This is a genomic window from Arthrobacter senegalensis (assembly GCF_059091765.1).
The window spans coordinates 121,493-142,600 of record NZ_JBNHGZ010000003.1; the positions used below are offsets into that span (position 1 = coordinate 121,493).

The window sequence follows — 21,108 nt, forward strand, 5'->3', positions numbered from 1 at the left end:
TAAAAGTTGCGGATACAGTGAGTTTATGGCGCAAGAGGCTGATTCCCCGGATTATCCGGATTATTGGGAGGCGGATGTCGTGCTGCGCGACGGCGGGACGGCGCACCTGCGCCCCATCGTCCCGGCCGATGCCGAGGCCCTGCAGGCCTTCCACGTGGGGCAATCGGAGAGCTCCATCTACCTTCGCTTCTTCACCTTCAAGTCCAAGCTCAGCCCGCGCGAACTGGCCCGCTTCACCAAGGTCGACTACGTCAGCCGGGTTGCCTTCGTCATCACCATCGGCGATGAAATCATCGGGATCGGCCGCTACGACCGGCTGGACGATCCCGCCGAAGCCGAGGTCGCCTTCAATATCGCCGATGCCCATCAGGGCCGGGGGCTGGGTTCCATCCTGCTGGAGCATCTGGCGGCGGCCGCCCGGGAAAACGGCATCAGCAAGTTCTCCGCCGAGGTGTTGCCGGAGAACCGGAAAATGATCACCGTCTTCAACGACGCGGGGTACGAGGTGCGGCGCCATTTCGACGACGGGGTGGTCGCCCTCGAGTTCGACATCGACCCGACCGAGCGCTCCCGCGCCGTCATGGCCTCCCGGGAACACCGGGCCGAGGCCAAGAGCGTGGCCGCCCTGCTGGCCCCCGGATCCGTGGCCGTGATCGGCGCCAGCCGGGATTGGGGCAGCGTGGGCTACTCGCTGCTGGAGAACATCATCGAAGCCGGCTTTACCGGTCCCGTCTACGCCATCAACCCGCAGGCCTTCGAACTGAACGGCATGATCTCCCATGCCGCCATCGCCGACGTCCCGGACCCCGTGGAACTCGCCGTCGTCGCCGTCCCTTACGGGGAAGTGCCCAAGGTGGCCCGCGAATGCGCCGCCGCCGGCGTCAAGGGCATCCTGGTGGCCAGCGACGGTTTCTCCCAGGCCGGGACCGAAGGCTTGCAGCGGCAGCGCGAGCTGGTGCGCCAGGCCCGCGCCCACGGGATGCGGGTGATCGGCCCGGGCTCCCTCGGGCTCCTGAACACCGACCCGGCGGTGTCGCTGAACGCCTCCATGGCGCCCGCCATGCCCCCGCGCGGAGCGCTCGGGCTGTTCAGCCAGTCTGCGGCCATCGGCGTCCTGCTCTACACCGCCGCCAGCCGGCGTGGGCTGGGCCTGTCCTCCACGGTGTCGGCGGGGAACCGGGCCGACGTCTCCGGCAACGATGTCATGCAGTACTGGGAAGACGACCCGGCCACCCTGGCGGTGGGGCTCTACTTGGAATCCATCGGCAACCCCCGGAAATTTTCCCGCATCGCGCGCCGGCTCTCGCGCAGCAAGCCGGTGATCGTCGCCAAGTCCGATGTGATGGGACTGCAGCTGCCGCCCGGCCATGCGGTGCGCACCACCCAGGCGCCGCCGGGCGCCCTCGACGCCATGTTCCGCCAATCCGGGGTGATCCGCGTGGAGACCAATGAAGAGCTGATGGACGTGGCGCAGGTCCTGGTCAGCCAGCCGCTTCCGGCCGGCGCCAACCTGGCCGTGTTCAGCAACTCCCTGGCGCTGGGCAACGTGGTGGCCGACGCCGCCAGGGCCCACCAGCTGGACGTGGTCCGGCGGGAGGTGGCGATGGACCTGGATACCGGGCAGTCCACCGCGCTCCCGATGCTTCGCCGGCAGGTGCGGCAGGCACTGTCCGCACCCGAGGTGCACGCCGCCGTCGTCACCCTCCTTCCCGCCACCGGTATCCCGACCTCCCGGCTGGCGGAAGTGCTGCGGGACTGCGCCGAAGAGGCCGGCAAGCCGGTGGTCGCCTCCTTCACCGGCGTGCTCGACCTGGCCGAACGGACCGACGGCCTGCTGGCCGCCGGAGGCCCGGATTCCGGCGGCGGCCTGCAGCGCGGCCTGCCCGCTTTTGCCAGCCCCGCCAGCGCCGTGAACGCGCTGGCGGCCGCGGTCCGCTACGCCGAATGGAAGGCCCGCGACCAGGGCGAGTTCCCCGAGGCGGCGGGAACGGATCCCGCCGAGGCGCAACGGCAGATCGACGCCCTGCTCGGCGGGGTCACCGGGACCGAACTGTTGACGCCGACCCCTGCGCAGACCGCCCGGCTGCTGGGCTGCTACGGCATCACGGTTCAGGAGTCCGCCGGCTTCACGCACGACGACGAGGCCGTGGCCGCCGCCGAACGGCTCGGCTGGCCCGTGGCCCTCAAAACCACCGACGCGCGGCTGCGGCAACGGCTGGACCTCGGCGGGGTCCGGCTGAACATCACGGACGAGGCGACCCTGCGCGCCAACATCGCCCACATGCGGGCCAGCCTGGCCCCGTTCGGCGACATCCCGTTGGAAGTCCAGTCTATGGTGCCCGCCGGCCAGGCCTGCACCATCCGCTCCATCGAGGATCCGCTCCTGGGCCCGGTCGTCTCCTTCGGGCTGGCCGGCGACGCCGTCAACCTGCTGGGGGACTGGTCCCACCGGATCCCCCCGCTGAGCACCGTGGATGTGGCGGACCTGGTCCGCGGGCCCCGCGCCGCGGAGAAGCTCTTCGGCTACCAGGGCCTGCCGGCCGTGGACGTTCCGGCGCTCGAAGACCTGATCGCCCGCGTGGCGCAACTCAAGGACGAACATCCCGAAGTGGCCCTGCTGGAGCTCAACCCGGTCCAGCTCTCCGACCGCGGCCTGGCCGTGCTGAACGCCGAACTCCGGCTCGGAAACCATGCGCACCGCACGGACAGCGCGCGGCGCGCCATGCGGGACTGAACCTGCCGGGTTGGCCATCCGGCGGCAGCGTAGGGGATTATGGAACCATGAGCCCCCTATCGACGGCCGAACGCCGCAGTCTCGACGACGCCCTCAACCGGGCCGGCTTTTACCCGCTGCTGGTTTCCGACGTGGTCCACGACGCCCTGGACGAGCGCGAGCCGCTGTCCCACCTGGTGCACCTGGAGACACACTTCGACCGCAACGAGGTGCACCGGCACATCACCGTGCTGGTGCTCACCGAGGACATGCTGGTCATCACGCACGTGGACGACCAGCAGCTGGACGACGAGGGCGAGCAGATGGTGGCGCAGATTTCCACCGAGTCAGTCCCGGTCAGCCAGATCCGCTCCGTGGTGCTCAGCTACGTCTACGCCCAGCCGCAGAACTACACCTCCGCCGACCAGGCCCGCGAACTGACTCTGGCCATCGCCTGGTCCGGCGGCCAGCGGCTGGACATGGGCCCGGCCGGTTGCGGCGATCCGCAGTGCGACGCCGACCACGGCTACACGGGCAATATCGTCCAGGAAGACATCGTGCTGCGGGTCAGCGCGGAGGCCGACGGGCTGCAGGCGGTCCAGAACGCCAAGGACTTTGCCCGCGCGCTGCGCAAGGTCAGCACCAGCCACCCGGAGCCCGCCGCCGCGCCGGGCCCGGTGCAGCAGCGCCCGCGCATCGGCAACCGCCTGGTCCGCGGCCACCACGGCCGCTGATCTGCGGGATCGACGCTGCGTGACGCCGATACAGGAACCGCTTCCGGCTGCCCCCGGCTACGGCCGCAACTCGCTCGCGGAGGTCATGACCAGTGCCGCGGCCGCGCTGGGCGCCGAGGGCTTCGATAATGAGCTGCAGTTGCCGCCGGCGCGGCGTGTGTGCGTGGTCATGGTGGACGGACTGGGCAAGGCGCTGCTGAAGCAGCGCGGCGGACATGCCCCCTTCCTGCGCCAGGCGATGGACAACTCGAGGACCCTCGGCAGCGCCCTTCCCTCGACGACGGCGGCGTCCCTTGCCAGCCTGGGGACCGGGCTGGCGCCCGGCCTGCACGGCATGGTCGGCTATGACGTCCTGGACCCGGGGCAGGACAAGGTGGTCAACCAACTCGGAGGCTGGGACCCCGGGGTGGACCCGCAGGTGTGGCAGCCGCATGCCACGGTGTTCGAACGGGTAGCCGGGCAGCTGCCGGTGACCACCGTCAGCCTGCCCCGGTTCGCGGAGTCGGGCATGACCCGGGCGGCGCTGCGCGGCGGCAGGTTCGTGCCCGGCGCCACCGGCCATGCCCGGACCCAGGCCACTGCGGAAGCCTTGGCGGCCACGGACCGGGCGTTGGTGTACCTCTATTTCAACGAACTGGACAAGGCGGGCCACCGGTTCGGCGCGGCCTCGGCCCAGTGGGGGCATGCACTGGAGGAACTTGACTCGGACATGCGCCGCCTGGCCCGGCAGCTTCCGGCCGATACGCTGCTGCTGCTGACCGCGGACCACGGCATGCTGGACGTGGCCGAGGAGTTCCGTTTCGACTACTCGGCGGACCCGGCCCTGGTGGCCGGGGTGCGGCACACCGGCGGCGAACCGCGGCTGGTCCACCTCTATTTCGAACCGGACGCCACGGCCGGGCAGCGCGAGCAGGTGGCCCGTGCCTGGCTGCAGCGGTATGGGAAGCAGGCCTGGGTGTTCACCCGGGAAGAGGCGGTCAGCCGCGGGTTCTTCGGTCGGGTGGACCCGCGGGTGTTGCCGCGCATCGGAGACCTGATGGTGGCTGCCCGGGAACCCGTGGCGTTCTACGACACCCGGCGCGTGCCGGAGACCGCGATGTCCGTGGTCGGTCAGCACGGCTCGCTGACGAAGGCGGAGCGGGAAGTGCCCCTGCTGACCCTGGCGGCTCCGGGCAAACGGCGCTAGTCCGCGCCCGCAGGCAGCGAGAGGTTGACGGGCCAGGCAGCCTGGCAGGCCGGACGCCCAGCCCGGGTCTTGGCTGCCGCCGGCGGCAGGTCAGTCGTGCTTGGTGCCGAAGACGATCTCGTCCCAACTGGGCACGCTGGAGCGCTTCGGCTTGATGGAGCGCTTGGGCGGTTCCGGGGCCGGATCCTCCCGCACCGTGTCTTTGGCCCCGGGTTCGGGATCGGCGGCGGTCTCCGCGCCGGCCTGCGCCGTCCGGGCCTTTTCCGCGGCCGCTCCGCTGCTGTTTTCCACGGTTTTCAGCGCTGCGGTGGAAGGACTGACAAACTCAATCCGGTCGTACGACGGGGCGCCCGTTTCCTGCGCGCCGCCGCCGGTCGCCGGCTCTGCGTCGGCCTCTTCCCCGGTGAGCTCGCCGTCCTGGTCGCGCACGCCGCTGCCGGTTGCCGCGGCCGGCTCGTCCCGCAGGAAACCGGGCGCGCCGGAGAGCGTGATTTCGTGCGTGTGGGTGCTGATCCCGTGCCCCAATTCCAGTGAAGAGACCGCGCCGTCGTCGTAGGCCGGGGCCAGCGTCAGCGGGAAGCCGGCGCGCGGCCGCGCGCCGGGATCGTCGCCGGAATCATCCGCGTCCTCGAACGAGTCGCGCGGGTGGGCCGCCGGAATCGGACCGTGGGTGAGCATCAAGGCCAGCGCGTCGTCGGCATCTTCGTCGACGCCCAGCCGCTGCCCCCGCCGGGAGCGCAGCACGTCCAGCAGCTCTTCCGACTCGGCGGACTGCCCGTCGTCCTGCCCGTCGTCCTGCCCGCCGTCCTCGTGCCCTGCCGGCTCGAGGTCCGGGTCCGCGCCGGTGTCGGCTTCGAAGTCGAAGACATGGTCGGTGACGGCCTTCAGCCGGCGCCCGGGGACCGGGCCGTCCACGGTTTCGAGCTCGCTCAGCTGCTGCGCCCACCGGTTGGCGTTCTGGATGGTGCGGCGGGCCGCATGGAAGACCCAGCGGGCGGGCGGTTCTTCCCCGATGGAGTCGGTGGCGGGAGCCGCCGGCGCGGTGAAGGACGCCACAACTTCCCACGTGCCGTCGCTGCGCCGCCAGGAATCCCAGTTCATCGACTCCGGGTCGATGCCGAAGGCGTGGATCCGGTGGTCCACCATTTCTCCCAGGGTGGCGGGCTCGTCGCCGAAGGCCGACCGGTAGCCGTCGTGGCCGGGCAGCGGGCCGGCGACTTCCACCTTGCGGGCCTGCTCGACGATGTAGTGGCGCTCGGCGAGGACCGGGCTTTCATAGCGCCGGATCCGCTGCAGGTCGAGGCCGGATTCGGCTGCGACCTCCTCGGCCGTGGCGCCCGCTCGGATGCGCGCCTGGATTTCGCGGGGGGACATACCGGCGTCCGACGGTTCGCCGGCACCGGGAGCGCGCGTTGTTGTCGGTCGGAAGACCGCTGTGCGCAGGGCTTCGTCTATGGCCAGACGGTAGTCGTCCCCACCTGCGCTCAACAGCAGATGTTCGCCATCCTCATGGACACCCACCAGCCGTAGATCCTGCATGAAAACCCTCCACCAGACGACACTTTATGCCTGAAACTCTGCCACCCATACCGGGCTTTTCCTATTGTTTTCGCGGGTGTGGCGCGGAGTTTGTGGCCAAGGTCGCCCCGGCCGGGCGCCGCGTCCGAAGGCGGCCGTGAACGCCCTGCGGCCCCCGGGTTTGGCAGGCGCACCGAAATCGGCAAGAATCTTCGCGTCACGGGCACAAAATCGACGGCGAACGCGTTGAGCCTGTGCACAGATCGTCAGGCACGGGCACGTGTCCCGGAACCGGGGGCCTGACGTGAAACTGGACCGGACCACCGGAGTGGGAGCAAAACAACAATGGCCACTGACTACGACGCCCCGCGGAAGCCTGACGAAGAGACCCACGAGGAGTCCATTGAAGAGCTGAAGTCGCACCGGCGGACCGACACGCAGTCGGCCGTCGTCGACGAGGACGAGGCCGAGGCCGCCGAGGGGTTCGAGTTGCCCGGCGCCGACCTCTCCGGCGAGGAACTGCTGGTCCGCGTACTCCCGGCCCAGCAGGACGAGTTCACCTGTGCTTCCTGCTTCCTGGTCCGCCACCGGTCGCAGGTGGCCAAGGAGAAAGACGGGCTGCTCTACTGCCGGGACTGCGAGGGGTAGCCGCCGGCAACCACGGGACCGGCCCCGCCGGGGGCCCGCCCCCCGGGGCCGCTAGGACGCGTCCGCGGCGGGGCGGTTCAGGGCCGCGGCGAGCTGCTGCGGCCGGCGCGTGGAGGCGATCCAGTAAGGGGTCAGATCCGTCTCGTCGGTGATTTCGATGGTGACCACCGGATCGATCCAGCCGCGCATGCACATGTACGCGGTGCCGTTCAGCTTGGGGCCGCGCTGCTCGGTGGCGGCCTCGCCGGTGAACGCTTCCACCCGCCCCACGTAGCGCCGCTCGATCTGGGCGCGGCCCACCTGCAGCATGGTGTCGGTGACCAGGATCCGCGGCGTGGAAGCGATCAGCAGGACGGCCAGCAGGATGGCCGCGACGACGGCGCCGATGATGCCCGCGGTCATGCTGATCGGTGCCAGCATGACGATGACCGCCGCGGCGGTGCCGGCGGCGATGAGCCAGACCCAGAAATTGGGCCACAGCCGCTCATCGAAGTGGGTCACGGAGGAAGGACCGCCGGCGGGACCGGAGCCGCCTGCAGGGGTCGCGGGTTGTGTCATGGACTCAGCTTTTCACCTTTTGACAGGCATTTCACCTTGCTCCCGGCGGGCCCCCGGATGCCCGCCCGCCCGCGGGCGCCACGGTTGAAAACGCGCTAGAGTGATGTGCGGAATATCTCAGCGGGCCCGGCCCTTGGCGGCCGCAGTCTTCCCGCCGCCACATCCGCAATCGCAAGGACAAACGATCACGAGTGCAGCAGACAACTGAAACGCTGACGGTCCAGCTGAAAATGCTCGACGACGGACTGGAACCGCCCGCCTACGCCCACCCGGGGGACGCCGGGGCCGACCTGCGGAGCCGAATCGATTTCCGGATCGCCCCGGGGGAGCGTGTCCTGGTGCCGACGGGCGTGGCGCTGGCGCTGCCGCACGGGTATGTTGCCCTGGTCCACCCACGCTCCGGGCTGGCCGCCAAGCACGGACTGACCATCGTCAACGCCCCCGGCACCGTGGACGCCGGTTACCGGGGCGAGATAGCGGTCACCTTGCTGAATACCGATGCCAGTGAAACGCTCACATTCAAGCGGGGGGACCGGATCGCGCAGCTGGTCATCCAGAAGGTGGAGACGGCCGCGTTCGAACGCGTCGCCGAGCTCCCGGATTCGACGCGGGGGGCCGGCGGATTCGGATCCACCGGAGGGTTCGGCGCCGGTTAGTTCCGCACGCGCGGTGCGGCGGGCACGCACCTGCGCGCCTGCCCGCCGCAGGCGGCATCCCCTCGGCGCAGACATTGAGCAACCCGGTGCAGGACCGGAGGAAGAGGAATCTCACGTTATGGCATTTGGGCGTTCCAAGAAGAGGAACCAGAACGACGGCGAAGGGCCGGAAGCCGCCGCGGCCGCACCTGGCGAGGATGCCACGCGGCCGGCGCCGGACAGCGGTCCCCGCCGGAACGGCCCCTACGACGACTCCGAGCAGGACACCGGTAACGGCTACCTAGATTTGGGCGCGCTGAAGGTCCGTCCCCGGGAGGGCCTGCAGCTGCGGCTGGAGGTCGAGGAAAAGTCCAAGCGGGTCGTTGCGGTGACCCTGGACCTGGCCGGTTCCAACTTGCAGCTCCAGGCATTTGCCGCGCCGAAATCCGAGGGGCTGTGGAAGGAAATCCGCACCCAGATCGCGAGTTCCGTGGGGTCACAGGGCGGCACGGTCCAAGAGATCGACGGACCGATGGGCACCGAGGTGGTGGCCAAGCTGCCGGCACAGACCGCCGACGGGAAGCAGGGCTTCCGGGTGGCCCGCTTCCTCGGCGTCGACGGGCCGCGCTGGTTCCTGCGCGGCGTGATCGGGGGACCCGCCGCGCTGGACCGGGCCAAGGCCGCGGACCTCGAGGAACTCTTCCGTTCCACCGTGGTGGTCCGGGGCTCGCAGCCGCTGCCGCCCAAGGACCTGCTGCAGCTCAAGATGCCCAAGGGCGTCCCGGGCCCGCCGCAACCCGAGGCGCCGCGCAACCCCGGACTGACCGCGCCCGAGCGGGGCCCGGAGATCACCGAGATTGGCTGACCGCTCCCGCGTCCATCGCGGCCCTGCGGACAGCCCCATCGCCCGGCTGCCAGAGCGCGGCCACGTCGCCGGAACCGGGTTGGTTGAGGCGATCACCATCGCGCCGCCGGGGCAGCCGCCGCGGTTTGCCGCCGTCGTCACCGACGCGGGCCAGCAGGAGCCGGGCAAGTCCCGTGACGGCGGGCACCCGCGGGTCCGGCTGGTCTGGCTGGGGCAGCGCCGCGTGCCCGGCATCGCGGCGGGCATCCGGTTGGCCTTCGAGGGAATGCTGTTCAGGGTGGAAGGAACCGCCACCATCTACAATCCGCGCTACGAGATCCTCAGCCCGTTGGAGAATTAACCCATGACAGATCAGCAGCCGGACTCCGGTCCGCACAGCGTGCCGCCGGCCGGGGACGGGCAGCCCTCCGGCGCGCGTCCGGAACCCGCGGGAGAACCGGGCAACAGGCGCCCGGACGCGGCCGAGGCGCTTGCCGGCGCCTACGCGGCGAGCGCCGCGGTCCACCGCACCGACGACGGACAGATCGACGTGCTGAAGACCGTGGGCGGCGTCCGCGGGCTGGCCGAGAGCATCCTGCCGGGCGTGATCTTCCTGGTGGTGTTCACCATCGGCCGGGAGCTCGGCCCGGCGCTGATCGGAGCGCTGGCGGCCGCCGCCGTCTTCACCGTGCTGCGCCTGGTGCAGCGGGGCGCCGTGACGCAGGCCTTCTCCGGCCTCGTGGGGGTCGCCATCTGCGCCTTCGTCGCCAACAGCACGGGCCGGGCCGAGGACTTCTATGTCTGGGGCTTCATCACGAATGCCGCCTACATTCTGGTCATGCTGGTTTCGGTGGCCGTCAAGTGGCCGGTGCTGGGCCTGATCTTCGGGCTGATCCGCAGCGAGGGAACGGCATGGCGGCAGCAGCCGCAGCGGCTGAAGGCGTACACCATGGCCACCTGGATCGTGATGGCGGTGCTCCTGCTGCGGCTTGTGGTGCAGCTTCCCCTCTACCTGATGGGCGAGGACGGCCTGGTGGCGCTGGGCACCACCCGCTTGCTCATGGGCGTGCCGCTGTACGCGCTGGGGCTGTGGCTGGCGTGGCTGGTCTCTCGCCCGGCGTCCGTCGAGGCCGCCCGGGCCGAGTGAGCCGGCCCGCCGCCGCCGCGGCCGGCCGGGCCGAGTGAGCTGGCCCGCCGCCGCCGCTGCCGGCCGGGCCGCGTGACCTAGTCGGCCGCCGCCGCGGCGGCGGGCCGGCCGGTCAGGACCGCACGCAGTTCGTCCTCGGCGGCGATGGTCGTGATGAAGAAGAGCTCGTCGCTGCCTTCCACCACGTCGTCAGGGCTCGGCGTGATCGGCGCGTCGTCGCGCAGGATGGCCACCACCGTGGCATCCTGCGGCCAGGCGATGGAGCCGAGCCGCTGACCGATCAGCGCCGAGTCCGCGGGAACCGTGAACTCGACCATGGACGCGACGCCGCTCTGCAAGGTCAGCAGCCGGACCAGGTCCCCGATCTCCACGGCTTCCTCCACCAGGGCGGTCATCAGGCGCGGGGTGTTCACGGCAACATCCACGCCCCAGGAGTCGTCGAACATCCAGTCGTTCTTGGGGTTGTTCACGCGTCCCACCGTGCGGCCGACGCCGAACTCGCTCTTGGCCAGCAGCGAGACCACCAGGTTGACCTTGTCGTCGCCGGTGGCCGAGACCACCACGTCGGCTTCTTCCAGCCGGGCTTCACGCAGGGTGGTGATCTCGCAGGCGTCGCCGATCAGCCAGCGCGCGCCCTTCAGCCCGCTGCGGCCGATCACCTCGGGCTTCGGATCGATCAGCAGGATGTCGTGGTTGTTCGAGAGCAACTCCCGAGCAATCGACGATCCGACGCTGCCGGCGCCGGCAATGACCACCCTCATTCGGACTCCTCCACGGGGGGCTTGGACAGGATCCTGTCGATTTCGAAGGTCGAATCCACCGCCATCATGGCGTGGACGATGTCGCCCTTTTGGTAGCGGGTGCCGCGGGCGGGCAGGATTCCCTCGCCGAAACGGGTCAGGTAGGCCACCCGGGCGCCGGAGGCGGCTTCAATCTCGGCCAGTTCCCGGCCCACCCAGCCGTCGTCCAGTTGCACCTCACCCAGGATCAGGCGGCCGGAGGCCTCACGGAAGTCGCCCTTGATGCCCTGTTCGGGCAGGATCCGCCGCAGCACCTGATCGGCGCTCCAGCGCACCGCGGCCACCGTGGGGATGCCGAGCCGCTGGTAGATCTCGGCGCGGCCGGGATCGTAGATGCGGGCCACCACATGCGGCACGTGGAAGGTTTCGCGGGCCACCCGGGTGGCGAGGATGTTGGAGTTATCGCCGCTGGAAACGGCAGCGAAGGCGTAGGCGTTCTCGATGTCTGCGTGCCGCAGGGTGTCGCGGTCGAATCCGACGCCGGTGACCTTGCGGCCGGTGAACCCCGAGCGCAGCCGGCGGAATGCCCGGTCGTCCTGGTCGATAATGGCCACGCTGTGCCCCGAGTCCTCCAGGGTGTGGGCCAGCGTCACGCCTACGCGCCCGCAGCCCATGATCACAAAGTGCGCCATCCACGTCCTTCCGGCACCCGCTGCAACGCGGGAATCAAATGTACTGCAACCATAACGCTGAACCGGTCCATCGATGCCATGAGCCCGGGGTTCGAAACGGCGCCGGCGCCAGCGCGCCGGTCGGGACCGCCTACCCGGCCGCGGGCTCCTGCAGGGCGGCGAGCACGTGCATGTGCTCCCGGTTCGACGGGTACAGGTGGCTGTAGGTGGCGTAGAGCTTTTCATACAGCGGAGCCGTCGCTAAATCGGGACTCACGGTCGCCGCCGTGCGCGCCCAGTTCGTCCCGGCGGGCACGGCCCCGGTGCCGATGGCGGCGAGCAGCGCGTCCCCGTAGCTGGCGCCGATGGCCTGTTCCGGGACCAGCTGTTCGCGCCCGCTGATGTTGCTGACGATTTCCGTCCAGAGCCTGGCCTTGGTGCCGCCGCCGACGGCCACGACGCGCCGGATCGGTTCGCCCGCGTGCTCGAGGTACTCCAGGATCTGCCGGATGCCGAAGCCGATGCCCTCATAGGCGGCACGAAACAGATGGCCGCGCCCGTGGCGCAGCGACAGGCCGGTGATCAGCCCGCGGGCGTCCGGGTCGAAGACAGGGGTCCGTTCGCCGGCGAAGTAGGGCAGCAGCAGCAGACCGTCGGATCCCGGCGGCACCGCGGCGGCCTCAGTGACGAGCTGCTCGAACGGGACGTCGCCGAACAGCCGCTGCAACCACGTGGTCAGGCTCCCGGACGTGGACATCCCCGCGGCCAAGGTCAGCGACCCCGGCTCCACGCCGGCCGTCGTCCAGAGCTTGGGTTCGGACCGGAACTCCCCGAGGACCTGGACGAAGAACATCGTGGAGCCGTACATCAGCATGAGGTCGCCCGGCTGCCGCACGCCCGCGCTGAACGCCTCGGCCCAGGCGTCGACGGTGCCCGCGCAGACCGGCACGCCCTCCGGCAGCCCCGTGGCATCGGCCGCCCGGCGGTGGACCCGGCCGCCGACGTCCGACGGCCACGCCAGCCGGGGCTCCGGCAGGTGGCCGGCGACGGCGCCGTACCGGTCCGGATGCCACCGGTTGCCGCGAAGGTCGTAGAGCGGATCGCATTGGCTGGCGGTGTGGTGGTCCAACACCAGCTCGCCGGTCAGCTTGGCCAGGATGAAGGAGTTCAGGCTGTGCCAGTTCCGGGCGCGGGCGAAGACCTCCGGCTCCCGGTTGCGGAGCCAGCGGAGCTTCGGTCCCACGGCCTGGGAGGACAGGACCTTGCCCGCCTCGCGAAAGATTTCCTCGGCACCGAACTCCTCCGTCAATTCGCGGATTTCGACGACGGCGCGCGCGTCGATTCCGTACAGGATCGCCGGCCGCAACGGGACCAGGTTCTCGTCCGTGACCACCAGGGACGGACCCATCGCGCTGACACACACGCCGGCGACGGCCCCGGCGTCGTTCCGCGACAAGAGCTCCCGGCACAGCCGGACCACTTCCGCCCACGCCCCGCCCTCGGCGTCGAACTCGGCCCAGCCGGGCCGCGGGTAGCTGACCTCGTGCGCGACCGCGGCGCTGTCCAGCACCCCGCCCCCGGCGTCCGCCAGCACGGCCTTGCTGCTGCCCGTGCCGATGTCGATGCCCAGGAACATGTCGCTCCGGCGGCCGGCCACTAGGCGCGGCCGTGCGAGGTGCGGGACTTGCGGGAGACGGCGTCGAGGATCACGGCCAGCAGCAGCACCAGGCCGGTGATCATGTACCGGAAAGAGGACTCAAGGTTCAGCAGGGTGAGGCCGCTGGAGATGGACTGGATGACCAGGATGCCCAGGAGGGCCGAGAAGGCCGAGCCGCGGCCGCCGAACAGGCTGGTCCCGCCGATCACCGCGGCGGCGATGGCGTTCAGGTTCACGTCCCCGGTGCCGCTGCTCTGCGCCGAGGCGGCCAACCGGCCGGCCGCCAGCATGCCGCCGACGGCCGCGAACGTCGAGCACAGGACGAAGATGGACACGTAGACGCGGTTGACGGCGATGCCGGCCCGCCGCGCCGCTTCCCGGTTGCCGCCGACGGCGTAGACGGAGCGGCCCCACTGGGTCCGGGTGAAGGCGTAGTGCATCACCAGCACCAGGGCGGCGAAGAAGACGAACATCCAGCCGACGCCGCGGGCCTGGTTCAGGTACCAGACCGCGAACAGCAGGATCACGGCCAGCAGGATGGTCTGCATCACGACCAGCCGCATCGGGCGCCCGGACAGGCCCGCCTTGACCCGCTGGCGGGAGAGCGTGAGCTGGCTGAGGAAGAAGCCGGCCACGCCGACGACCGCCAGCACGTACGACAGCCAGCCCGGCACGAAGGCCTGCTGGCCGAACCAGACGAGGAAGGAATCGAACGGCAGGTTTATGGTGCCCTCGACCCCGAGCACGAACAGTTGCAGTCCGAGGAAACCGAGCAGGCCGGCCAGCGTGATCACGAAGGACGGGACCCCGAACCTGGTGTAGACCAGCGAATAGACCAGCCCGATCACGGCGCCGGCCGCCATCGCGGTCAGGATCGCCAGCCCGATGGGCCAGTCCTGCTTGATGAAGGTGACTCCCACGATCGCGGCCGACAGGCCGCTGACGGAGCCGACGGACAAATCGATTTCGCCGACCAGCAGGACGCAGACGATGCCCAGCGCGATGACCCCGACGGCGGCGCTTTCCAGCAGCAGGTTGACCAGGTTGGCGCTGGAGAGGAAGAACGGGTTGAGCACCTGGAAGATGGACCAGATGACCAGCAGCCCGACGACGATGGGCAGCACGCCCAGGTCGCCGCCGCGGACCCGGTTGATCCCGACCTTGACGGCGCCCTTGAAGCCCTCGGTCCGGATCAGCCGTTCGTCCTGCAGGTCGGTGGCCACCGGGATGACCGGGGCGGCTGGATTCGTTGTCATGGTACGGTCCCTTCTTCCGGTGCTCCTGCCCCCGACCCCTGTCGGCCCGCGCTTCCGGCGGCCTGGCCGGGCGGGAGCGAGCCTCCGCCCGGTCCGCCCAGCCCGGCCCCCTCGGCCCCGCCGTTCGTTCCTGCCGCGCCGCCCGCCGCCGCTGCCCCGGTCTGGGCGGCGCGCTGGGTCACGACGTTGTCCGTGGCTCCGGTGATGGCGGCGATCAGGTCGTCGGTCGAGACGTCCTTCATCCGGAACGTGCCGTTGTTCTTCCCCAGCCGCAGCACCGCGACACGGTCGGAGACGGCTTTGACGTCCTGCATGCTGTGGCTGATCATGATCACCGCGAGGCCGTTTTCGCGCAGCCGCTCCACCAGGTTCAGCACCTCGGCCGTCTGCGCCACGCCGAGGGCTGCGGTGGGCTCGTCGAGGATGATGAGCTTGGGGCTGCCGAGCAGCGACCGGGCGATGGCGACGGTCTGGCGCTGGCCGCCGGAGAGGGAGGCAACCGCGATGCGGACCGAGGGGATCTTCGCCGAGAGCTGGCGCAGCAGCTTCCACGACTGGACCTCCATCTCCACTTCGTTCAGCCGCCAGGCGCCCAGCTCCCGGCCGAGGAAGAGGTTGTCTACCACGCTGAGGTTGTCGCAGAGGGCGAGGTCCTGGAATACCGTGGCGATGCCCAGCTGAATGGAATCCACCGGCGTGTGGATCGTCACGTCCTGGCCGTCGAAGTTCACGGTACCGGCGTCCTGGGGATGCACGCCCGCGAGGATCTTGACCAGCGTCGACTTCCCGGCGCCGTTGTCGCCGACGAGGGCGACCACTTCGCCGGCGTGGACGTCCAGGTCGATGTCGGTCAAGGCGGCCACGGCACCGAAGTGCTTGCTCACGCCCCGCATGGACAGTACCGGGGCGGTAGCCTCCGGCCGTTCCGCTGACACAGTGGACACTGCTTCCCCTTCCCTTACGACGGCAGTGCCGCGGTGGGCGCGGCACCGCCGTTCGCGGCTGCGCTACTTGATGCCGAGTTCGTCGCAGCCCGCCTTGTACTCGCCGGTGCAGATTTCTTCAGGCTTGTAGATGCCGCCGTCGAAAATCACTTCCTTGACGTTCTCCTTGGTGACCACCGTCGGCACGAACAGCGCTGACGGGGTGTTAAAGAGCGTCGCGTCGGGTTCGGGGGTCTCGCCGTTGAGCAGCTGGACCGCCACCTCTGCCGACTTTTCGGCGACTATCTTGATGGGCTTGGAGATCGTGTTGTACTGGTCGCCCTTGATGATCCGCTGGATCGCGGCGACCTCCGCGTCGTTGCCGGTGACCGGCGGGAAGGGCGAGACACCGGCGGCCTTCAGGGCGGCGATGGAGCCGCCGGCCGTGCCGTCGTTGGCGGCCACGATGCCGGTGATGTCTTCACCGAACTGGGTGATCTGGCCGGCCACCCAGTCCTGGGCCTTCGACGGCTGCCACTCCGGGGTGTCATACGAGGCCAGGATTTTATGCTCGCTGGCCTCGACCGCTTCCGTCGCGCCCTCCTTGATCAGCTGCGCGGCCCGGTCCGTGGGGGAGCCGTTGACCATCAGCACCCCTCCGGTCTCTTCGCCGTCGGCGTCCAGCTTCTTGACCAGGTCCTCGGCGATGAGGCTGCCGATCTTCTTGTTGTCGAAGGAGACGTAGAAGTCCGCCGGCGTGTCCGGGACCGGCCGGTCGTAGGTGACAACCTTGATGCCCTGGCCCTTCGCGGTGTTGACCAGCGAGGCGGCAGCGGTGCTGTCCACCGGGTCCAGGACCAGGACCTCGACGCCCTGGGTGATCATGGCGTTGGCCTGCTGCTGCTGCTTGTTCGCGTCGCCGTCGGCGTTCTGGTACAGCACCTCGCAGCCGCCGCACAGTTCTTCGACCTTGGCCTTGAACAGCGGGCTGTCCTGCTGCTCGTAGCGGGTCGAAGCACGGTCCGGCATCAGGAACGCGATCTTGCCCTCGGCCTGGCCGCCGCCACCGCCTGCTGTCCCGCCGCCGCCGCCTCCGGCACCGCCGCCTTCACCGCCGCCGCCACCACCGCAAGCAGTCATGCCGGCTGCAAGAACGAGGGCCGTGGTGAGGCCCATGATTCCCCGTGTGTTCTTCTTGTTCATCGGAACTCCTCTTACTGGGGGCGTGCCGCGTTGCCGTTCGTGCGTTCCGGCGTCCGCGGTCAGAGCCGCTGGGGGTAGATCATCGCCTTGAGCGATTCGGGTTCGGTGGAGGTGTTTTCCAGGGCGGCCGCGGTCTGCGGCAGGGCAAAGCTGTGTGTTACCAGTCCCTCCAGGTTGATCCGGCCGGAGGACACCAGGTCAATGCCCAGCGGCCAGGTGTTGTTGTACCGGTTCACCATCGAGATGGTGATCTCCTTCCAATTGAGCGTGGACAGGGGCAGCGGCACCTCGTCGGCCTTGGCCAGGCCGATGACGGCTGCCCGCCCGGCCTCGCGCAACCGGCCGAGCCCGGAGGCGAGGACGCCGCCGGCGCCCGAGCATTCCAGCAGCACGTCAAAGGTTTGCGCCGCGGGCGCGTCGCTCTTCTCCACCGCGAAGCCGTGGTCGCGGGCCACGCCGAGCCGGTACTCGGAGATGTCCGTGACCGTGACGCTACCCGCGCCGAGGGCCCGCGCCGCCTCGGCGGCAAGCAGGCCCACCGGTCCGGCGCCGGTGATCAGCACGTCGTCGCCGGCCTGGAGGTTCGCCCGCCGGCAGCCCCACAACCCCACGGACAGCGGCTCGAGCAGCGCGCCGTCTTCGTAGCTCATCGAATCCGGGATCGGGAAGTAGCAGCGGGCGTCCATGGCCAGGTACTGCAGCAGTGCGCCGTCGTAGGGCGGGGTGGCCAAAAATTCGAGGTTCGGGCAGAGGTGGTAGCGCCCCGCCCGGCACTCTTCGCAGCTGCGGTCCGGCGTGCCCGGCTCGACGGCCACCCGGTCGCCGACGCGCACGTTGCCGACGCCTTCGCCGACGGCGACCACCTCGCCGGAGACCTCGTGCCCCAGGATGAACGGGCCGTCAACGACGAAGGGGCCGATCTTCCCGTAGCGGTAATAGGCGACGTCGGAGCCGCAGACCCCCACGGCTTCCACCCGGATCACGGCCTGGCCCCGGCCCGGCTCGGGCATCGGGCGCTCCTGCATCTCGATGCTGCTCAGGCCGGTCATCACGGCGGCGGCATTGCCCATCTAAGACTCCTTAGCGAGCAGTCACTGGGTCAAACGGCCCCGGACCCCCGAATGTGATACAACGCACATTCATACGCATATGCTAACCCCGGCGGACGTGCCGCCGCTATGAAAGTGCGGGTCGGAGGCCCCCTGGCCCCGTAAATTCCGGCCGGCAGTCTAGACTCTAAGCCGTGAAGATCCGGACCCACTGGCTGCATGTGCCACCGAGGGAAACGTGCTGACATTCCTCGATGCCCTCAAGCGGGTCCTGGTGGGCAAGCCGTTCCGCAGCGAGCGGCTGAAGCAGGATGCGCTGCCGCGGCGCCTGGCGGTTCCGGTCTTCTCAGCGAACGCGCTCTCCTCGGTGGCCTACGCCCCGGACGAGATCCTGCTCACGCTGGCACTGGCGGGCGTCGCGGCGATCGCCCTGTCGCCCTGGGTCGGACTGGCGGTCATGGTGGTGCTGCTGGTCCTGGTGGCTTCCTACCGGCAAAGCATCCACGCGTATCCATCCGGCGGCGACTACGCGATCGCCACCAGGAACCTGGGCAAGCCGGCGGGCATCACGGTGGGCTCCGCGCTGATGTTGGACTACGTGCTCACCGTCGCGGTGTCCATGTCTTCGGCGGCCCACTACCTCGTGTCCGCCGTTCCGGCGCTCAAGGGCTGGCAGCCCGGAGCGGCCGTCGCCGGCATCGCGATCCTCGCCCTGCTCCATCTGCGCGGGCTGGGACGCGGGCGCCTGACCGTGGCGATCGCCACCTATGTCTTTGTGGGCACCGTGCTGCTGATGTGCCTGGCCGGATTTGTCCTTGACCTCACCGGAAACCTGGGCGAGGCACCCAGCGCTGCGTTCGACGTCGTGCCGGAACCCGGCCTGGAGGCGGGCCTGACCGGGCTGGCCGGCGCACTGCTGGTACTGCGGGCCTTCTCCACGGGCGCCGCGGCACTCACCGGCTTGGAGACACCGGCCAGCAATGTGCCGGCCTTCGAGAAGCCGCGCGCCAGGAACGCCGGCTTTGCGCTGCTGATGCTGGGCATCTCCGCAACCGTGATCACCATGGCGGTGATGTACCTGGCCCGGGCCACGGAGGTGCGGGTGGTGCAGGTCCCGGCCGACCAGCTGCGGCTGGACGGAGGGCCGCTGCCGGCGGGCTATTTCCAGTCCCCGGTGCTCAGCCAGCTGGCGGAGACGGTTTTCGGCGGCGGCGCCCCGCTCTTCTACCTGACGGTCGCGGCCACCGCAGCAATCCTGGTGCTGGCCAGCCATTCGGCGTTCAACGCCTTCCCGCAGCTGGCATCGATCCTCGCCACCGACGGCTTCCTGCCCCGCCAGCTGCGAACCCGCGGGGACCGGCTCAGCTACAGCAACGGTGTGCTCGCACTGGCGGCCGCGGCCGTGGTGCTGGTGCTGATGTTCAACGCGGACGTCACCCGGCTGATCCCGCTCTACGTCATCGGCGTGATCGTTTCCTTCACCTGCAGCCAGCTGGGCATGATCCGGCACTGGTCCCGCGAAATACGGGCCACGCCGCACCGCCCGGTGCGGCGCCGGATGCTGCGCTCGCGGTTCATTAACATGGTCGGTTTCATCCTGACCGTGACCGTGCTGGTGGTGGTACTGGTCAGCAAGTTCGTTTTCGGAGCCTGGCTGGCCGTGCTCGGCATCATCCTGCTCGGGCTGGTCATGCACAGCATCAACCGCCATTACGTCCAGGTCGCCCGCGAGCTCGCGATCGACCCGGACCAACCGACCACCGCGCTGCCGTCCCGGGTACACGCAGTCATCCTGGTCTCGCACGTACGCAAACCGACGCTCCGGGCGCTTGCCTTCGCCCGGGCCTCGCGGCCGTCCCGGCTCGACGCCGTGGTGGTGGACCTGGACCGGGAACAGACCGAGCAGACCCTGCGCGACTGGGAGAAGCTCAACATCCCGGTTCCGATCACGGTGCTCGCTTCCCCGTACCGCGAGACCACCACGCCGATCATCGACTACATCAAGAGCATCCGCCGGGACTCGCCCCGCGAACTGGTGGTGGTCTACATCCCCGAATACGTGGTGGGACGCTGGTGGGAGCAGCTGGTGCACAACCAGACCGCGCTGCGCATCAAGACCCGCCTGCACTTCGAGCCCGGCGTCATGGTGGCCAGCGTGCCGTGGCAACTGGCCTCCTCCGATTCCGTCCGCCGCTACCAGGAGCTTTCATGACCGACCCCGCACCGCAACTGATCGAGCTGACCGTCGGCGCTCCGGCGCACGGAGGCCACTTCGTCGCGCGGCACGACGGCCGGGTGGTGTTCGTCCGGCACGCTCTGCCCGGGGAGCGGGTCCTGGCACGCGTCACCGAGGGCGGACCGGACGCGGGATTCTGGCGGGCGGACACCGTCCAGGTGCTGGAAGCGTCTCCGGACCGGGTGGAGCATCCCTGGGCGCCGGCGGACGCGTTGGCCGCGGCCGAAGCCGGCCGGCCGGCCGTGGGCGGCGCCGAGTTCGGCCACATCGGGCTGGACGCCCAGCGCCGGCTGAAGGGCCTGATCTTCGCCGAACAGCTGCAACGTCTGGCCAAGCTGGAACGGCAGGTCACCGTGGAAGCCCCCGCGGGGGAGTACGACGACGGGCTCGGCTGGCGCACGCGCGCCGCGTTCGGCGTGGGGTCCGACGGGCGCCTCGCCATGCACGCGCACCGGTCCGATGAGCTGATACCCGTCGAGGCGATGCCGCTGGCCGCGGACGGGGTCAACGACCTGCGGTTGTGGGAGTTGGATCTTTCGGGGCTGGAGCGGGTGGAGGTGGCCGCGCCCGCCGACGGGAGCACGCCGCTGGTGCTGTTGGTGCCCGGCGCGGGGACAACGCCCAAACGGTTGGCGAAGATCGCCGACCGGATCGAACCCGGCGTGTCGGTTGCCGCGTGGGAGCCCGTGCCCGGGCGGCTCACCCGGTTGCGGGGACGCATTTGGGTTTCCGAAACCAACGGGCGGCACCAGTACCGCGTGACGGGAGACGGCTTCTGGCAGATTCACCGGCTGGCGCCGGCCACGTTGACTGCCGCCGTCCTGGACGGTGTTGCGCCCCGGGCGGGGGAGAGGGTGGCCGACCTCTATGCGGGTGCCGGACTTTTCACGGCGCCCTTGGCGGATGCCGTCGGGGTGACCGGCAACGTTCTCTCCGTCGAGGGCTCGCCGGCCGCCAGCAAAGACGCCCGCAAGAACCTGCACGGTTTCGGGCAGGTCGAGATCCTCCAGGGCAAGGTCGAGCGGGTGCTGCGCTCGCAGCCCGAAGAGATGGACGCCGTCGTCCTTGACCCGCCCCGCGCGGGCGCCGGAAAAGCCGTGGTGCAGGCGGTGGCCGCCCGAAACCCGCGGGCGGTCGGCTACGTGTCCTGTGACCCGGCGTCCTTCGCCCGGGACCTGGGCTACTTCCTGCAGCTGGGCTGGAACCTCGACTCGCTGCACGTGTTCGACCTGTACCCGCATACCCACCACATGGAGTCCTTTGCCGTGCTCACACCGGGGCGCCGCTGAGCGGGAGTGCGCGAATCCCGGCTGTGAGGCAGGCCACGGGCGCCGCTCCGGTTCCTGCCAACCGGCTACCCGATAGGATGGGGGCAGCGGTTCCGGACGAA

19 protein-coding genes are annotated in these 21,108 nt (G+C 69.9%); 10 read left to right on the plus strand and 9 right to left on the minus strand.

Features of this window, described 5'->3' with window-relative positions; all coding sequences use genetic code 11:
- Positions 1 to 25 precede the first annotated feature (25 nt).
- The 3 genes from AC5RVG_RS10650 (at position 26) to AC5RVG_RS10660 (ending at position 4,633) form a co-directional block, all read left to right on the plus strand.
- The gene (locus tag AC5RVG_RS10650) at positions 26 to 2,734 is read left to right on the plus strand and encodes a bifunctional acetate--CoA ligase family protein/GNAT family N-acetyltransferase (protein WP_494013841.1); all 2,709 of its coding nucleotides are present in this window, start codon (positions 26 to 28) and stop codon (positions 2,732 to 2,734) included.
- 47 nt (positions 2,735 to 2,781) lie between these two features.
- Complete coding sequence (locus AC5RVG_RS10655) at positions 2,782 to 3,447, plus strand: DUF5998 family protein (RefSeq protein ID WP_493977911.1); 666 nt, start codon at positions 2,782 to 2,784, stop codon at positions 3,445 to 3,447.
- Positions 3,448 to 3,532: 85 nt separating this feature from the next.
- Positions 3,533 to 4,633: an alkaline phosphatase family protein gene (locus AC5RVG_RS10660; protein ID WP_494014121.1), complete on the plus strand. Its 1,101-nt coding sequence runs from the start codon at positions 3,533 to 3,535 to the stop codon at positions 4,631 to 4,633.
- 90 nt (positions 4,634 to 4,723) lie between these two features.
- On the opposite strand, the gene sepH is transcribed toward AC5RVG_RS10660, so the two are convergent.
- Complete coding sequence (sepH, locus tag AC5RVG_RS10665) at positions 4,724 to 6,172, minus strand: septation protein SepH (protein ID WP_493999512.1); 1,449 nt, start codon at positions 6,170 to 6,172, stop codon at positions 4,724 to 4,726.
- A 324-nt stretch (positions 6,173 to 6,496) separates the two neighbouring features.
- On the opposite strand from sepH, the gene AC5RVG_RS10670 reads away from it, so the two are divergent.
- Positions 6,497 to 6,799 carry a DUF4193 domain-containing protein gene (locus AC5RVG_RS10670; protein WP_493987423.1) on the plus strand — a complete coding sequence of 101 codons (303 nt, stop codon included), beginning with the start codon at positions 6,497 to 6,499 and terminating at the stop codon, positions 6,797 to 6,799.
- A gap of 51 nt (positions 6,800 to 6,850) precedes the next feature.
- Here AC5RVG_RS10670 and AC5RVG_RS10675 read toward each other — a convergent pair whose 3' ends face one another.
- Complete coding sequence (locus AC5RVG_RS10675) at positions 6,851 to 7,357, minus strand: DUF3093 domain-containing protein (RefSeq protein ID WP_493999513.1); 507 nt, start codon at positions 7,355 to 7,357, stop codon at positions 6,851 to 6,853.
- Positions 7,358 to 7,548: 191 nt separating this feature from the next.
- Between AC5RVG_RS10675 and dut the strand changes: the two genes are divergently transcribed.
- The 4 genes from dut (at position 7,549) to AC5RVG_RS10695 (ending at position 9,983) form a co-directional block, all read left to right on the plus strand.
- Positions 7,549 to 8,013, plus strand: coding sequence for a dUTP diphosphatase (gene dut, locus AC5RVG_RS10680; RefSeq protein WP_493999514.1), 465 nt, complete (start codon positions 7,549 to 7,551; stop codon positions 8,011 to 8,013).
- A gap of 118 nt (positions 8,014 to 8,131) precedes the next feature.
- The gene (locus tag AC5RVG_RS10685; protein WP_493999515.1) at positions 8,132 to 8,857 is read left to right on the plus strand and encodes a DUF3710 domain-containing protein; all 726 of its coding nucleotides are present in this window, start codon (positions 8,132 to 8,134) and stop codon (positions 8,855 to 8,857) included.
- Positions 8,850 to 9,197: a hypothetical protein gene (locus AC5RVG_RS10690; RefSeq protein ID WP_493999516.1), complete on the plus strand. Its 348-nt coding sequence runs from the start codon at positions 8,850 to 8,852 to the stop codon at positions 9,195 to 9,197. The genes AC5RVG_RS10685 and AC5RVG_RS10690 overlap by 8 nt, the downstream gene beginning before the upstream one ends.
- Positions 9,198 to 9,200: 3 nt before the next feature.
- A complete protein-coding gene (locus tag AC5RVG_RS10695) occupies positions 9,201 to 9,983 on the plus strand; it encodes a DUF3159 domain-containing protein (RefSeq protein WP_494013842.1) in 783 nt (260 codons plus the stop codon).
- 77 nt (positions 9,984 to 10,060) lie between these two features.
- Here AC5RVG_RS10695 and AC5RVG_RS10700 read toward each other — a convergent pair whose 3' ends face one another.
- The 7 genes from AC5RVG_RS10700 to AC5RVG_RS10730 form a co-directional block, all read right to left on the minus strand.
- Positions 10,061 to 10,744 (minus strand): potassium channel family protein, encoded by a 684-nt coding sequence (locus AC5RVG_RS10700; protein ID WP_493999518.1) that lies wholly within the window; start codon positions 10,742 to 10,744, stop codon positions 10,061 to 10,063.
- Entirely contained in the window at positions 10,741 to 11,415 is a 675-nt protein-coding gene (locus AC5RVG_RS10705; protein WP_493977903.1) for a potassium channel family protein, read from the minus strand. The genes AC5RVG_RS10700 and AC5RVG_RS10705 overlap by 4 nt, the downstream gene beginning before the upstream one ends.
- A 130-nt stretch (positions 11,416 to 11,545) precedes the next feature.
- Positions 11,546 to 13,030 carry an FGGY-family carbohydrate kinase gene (locus AC5RVG_RS10710; RefSeq protein WP_493999519.1) on the minus strand — a complete coding sequence of 495 codons (1,485 nt, stop codon included), beginning with the start codon at positions 13,028 to 13,030 and terminating at the stop codon, positions 11,546 to 11,548.
- Positions 13,031 to 13,050: 20 nt separating this feature from the next.
- On the minus strand, positions 13,051 to 14,307 hold the full coding sequence (locus tag AC5RVG_RS10715; RefSeq protein WP_493999520.1) for a sugar ABC transporter permease: 1,257 nt from the start codon (positions 14,305 to 14,307) through the stop codon (positions 13,051 to 13,053).
- Positions 14,304 to 15,200, minus strand: coding sequence for an ATP-binding cassette domain-containing protein (locus AC5RVG_RS10720; protein WP_494001244.1), 897 nt, complete (start codon positions 15,198 to 15,200; stop codon positions 14,304 to 14,306). Before AC5RVG_RS10720 ends, AC5RVG_RS10715 begins: the two co-directional genes overlap by 4 nt.
- Positions 15,201 to 15,314: 114 nt before the next feature.
- Positions 15,315 to 16,433: an ABC transporter substrate-binding protein gene (locus tag AC5RVG_RS10725; protein ID WP_493999521.1), complete on the minus strand. Its 1,119-nt coding sequence runs from the start codon at positions 16,431 to 16,433 to the stop codon at positions 15,315 to 15,317.
- Between the two features lie 59 nt (positions 16,434 to 16,492).
- A complete protein-coding gene (locus AC5RVG_RS10730) occupies positions 16,493 to 17,503 on the minus strand; it encodes an NAD(P)-dependent alcohol dehydrogenase (RefSeq protein ID WP_493999522.1) in 1,011 nt (336 codons plus the stop codon).
- Positions 17,504 to 17,720: 217 nt separating this feature from the next.
- Here AC5RVG_RS10730 and AC5RVG_RS10735 point away from each other — a divergent pair, with 217 nt between their 5' ends.
- Together AC5RVG_RS10735 and AC5RVG_RS10740 are read left to right on the plus strand one after the other, a co-directional pair.
- Positions 17,721 to 19,694 carry an APC family permease gene (locus AC5RVG_RS10735; RefSeq protein ID WP_493999523.1) on the plus strand — a complete coding sequence of 658 codons (1,974 nt, stop codon included), beginning with the start codon at positions 17,721 to 17,723 and terminating at the stop codon, positions 19,692 to 19,694.
- Positions 19,691 to 21,007 carry a class I SAM-dependent RNA methyltransferase gene (locus AC5RVG_RS10740; protein WP_493999524.1) on the plus strand — a complete coding sequence of 439 codons (1,317 nt, stop codon included), beginning with the start codon at positions 19,691 to 19,693 and terminating at the stop codon, positions 21,005 to 21,007. Before AC5RVG_RS10735 ends, AC5RVG_RS10740 begins: the two co-directional genes overlap by 4 nt.
- Positions 21,008 to 21,108: the final 101 nt, after the last annotated feature.

Bases quoted from the DNA above. Each gene is read 5' to 3' on its own strand.
- AC5RVG_RS10650 (WP_494013841.1), top strand. From the start codon at position 26: ATGGCGCAAGAGGCTGATTCCCCGGATTATCCGGATTATTGGGAGGCG.
- AC5RVG_RS10655 (WP_493977911.1), top strand. From the start codon at position 2,782: ATGAGCCCCCTATCGACGGCCGAACGCCGCAGTCTCGACGACGCCCTC.
- AC5RVG_RS10660 (WP_494014121.1), top strand. From the start codon at position 3,533: ATGACCAGTGCCGCGGCCGCGCTGGGCGCCGAGGGCTTCGATAATGAG.
- sepH (WP_493999512.1), bottom strand. From the start codon at position 6,172: ATGCAGGATCTACGGCTGGTGGGTGTCCATGAGGATGGCGAACATCTG.
- AC5RVG_RS10670 (WP_493987423.1), top strand. From the start codon at position 6,497: ATGGCCACTGACTACGACGCCCCGCGGAAGCCTGACGAAGAGACCCAC.
- AC5RVG_RS10675 (WP_493999513.1), bottom strand. From the start codon at position 7,357: ATGACACAACCCGCGACCCCTGCAGGCGGCTCCGGTCCCGCCGGCGGT.
- AC5RVG_RS10685 (WP_493999515.1), top strand. From the start codon at position 8,132: ATGGCATTTGGGCGTTCCAAGAAGAGGAACCAGAACGACGGCGAAGGG.
- AC5RVG_RS10695 (WP_494013842.1), top strand. From the start codon at position 9,201: ATGACAGATCAGCAGCCGGACTCCGGTCCGCACAGCGTGCCGCCGGCC.
- AC5RVG_RS10700 (WP_493999518.1), bottom strand. From the start codon at position 10,744: ATGAGGGTGGTCATTGCCGGCGCCGGCAGCGTCGGATCGTCGATTGCT.
- AC5RVG_RS10705 (WP_493977903.1), bottom strand. From the start codon at position 11,415: ATGGCGCACTTTGTGATCATGGGCTGCGGGCGCGTAGGCGTGACGCTG.
- AC5RVG_RS10710 (WP_493999519.1), bottom strand. From the start codon at position 13,030: ATGTTCCTGGGCATCGACATCGGCACGGGCAGCAGCAAGGCCGTGCTG.
- AC5RVG_RS10715 (WP_493999520.1), bottom strand. From the start codon at position 14,307: ATGACAACGAATCCAGCCGCCCCGGTCATCCCGGTGGCCACCGACCTG.
- AC5RVG_RS10720 (WP_494001244.1), bottom strand. From the start codon at position 15,200: ATGCGGGGCGTGAGCAAGCACTTCGGTGCCGTGGCCGCCTTGACCGAC.
- AC5RVG_RS10725 (WP_493999521.1), bottom strand. From the start codon at position 16,433: ATGAACAAGAAGAACACACGGGGAATCATGGGCCTCACCACGGCCCTC.
- AC5RVG_RS10730 (WP_493999522.1), bottom strand. From the start codon at position 17,503: ATGGGCAATGCCGCCGCCGTGATGACCGGCCTGAGCAGCATCGAGATG.
- AC5RVG_RS10740 (WP_493999524.1), top strand. From the start codon at position 19,691: ATGACCGACCCCGCACCGCAACTGATCGAGCTGACCGTCGGCGCTCCG.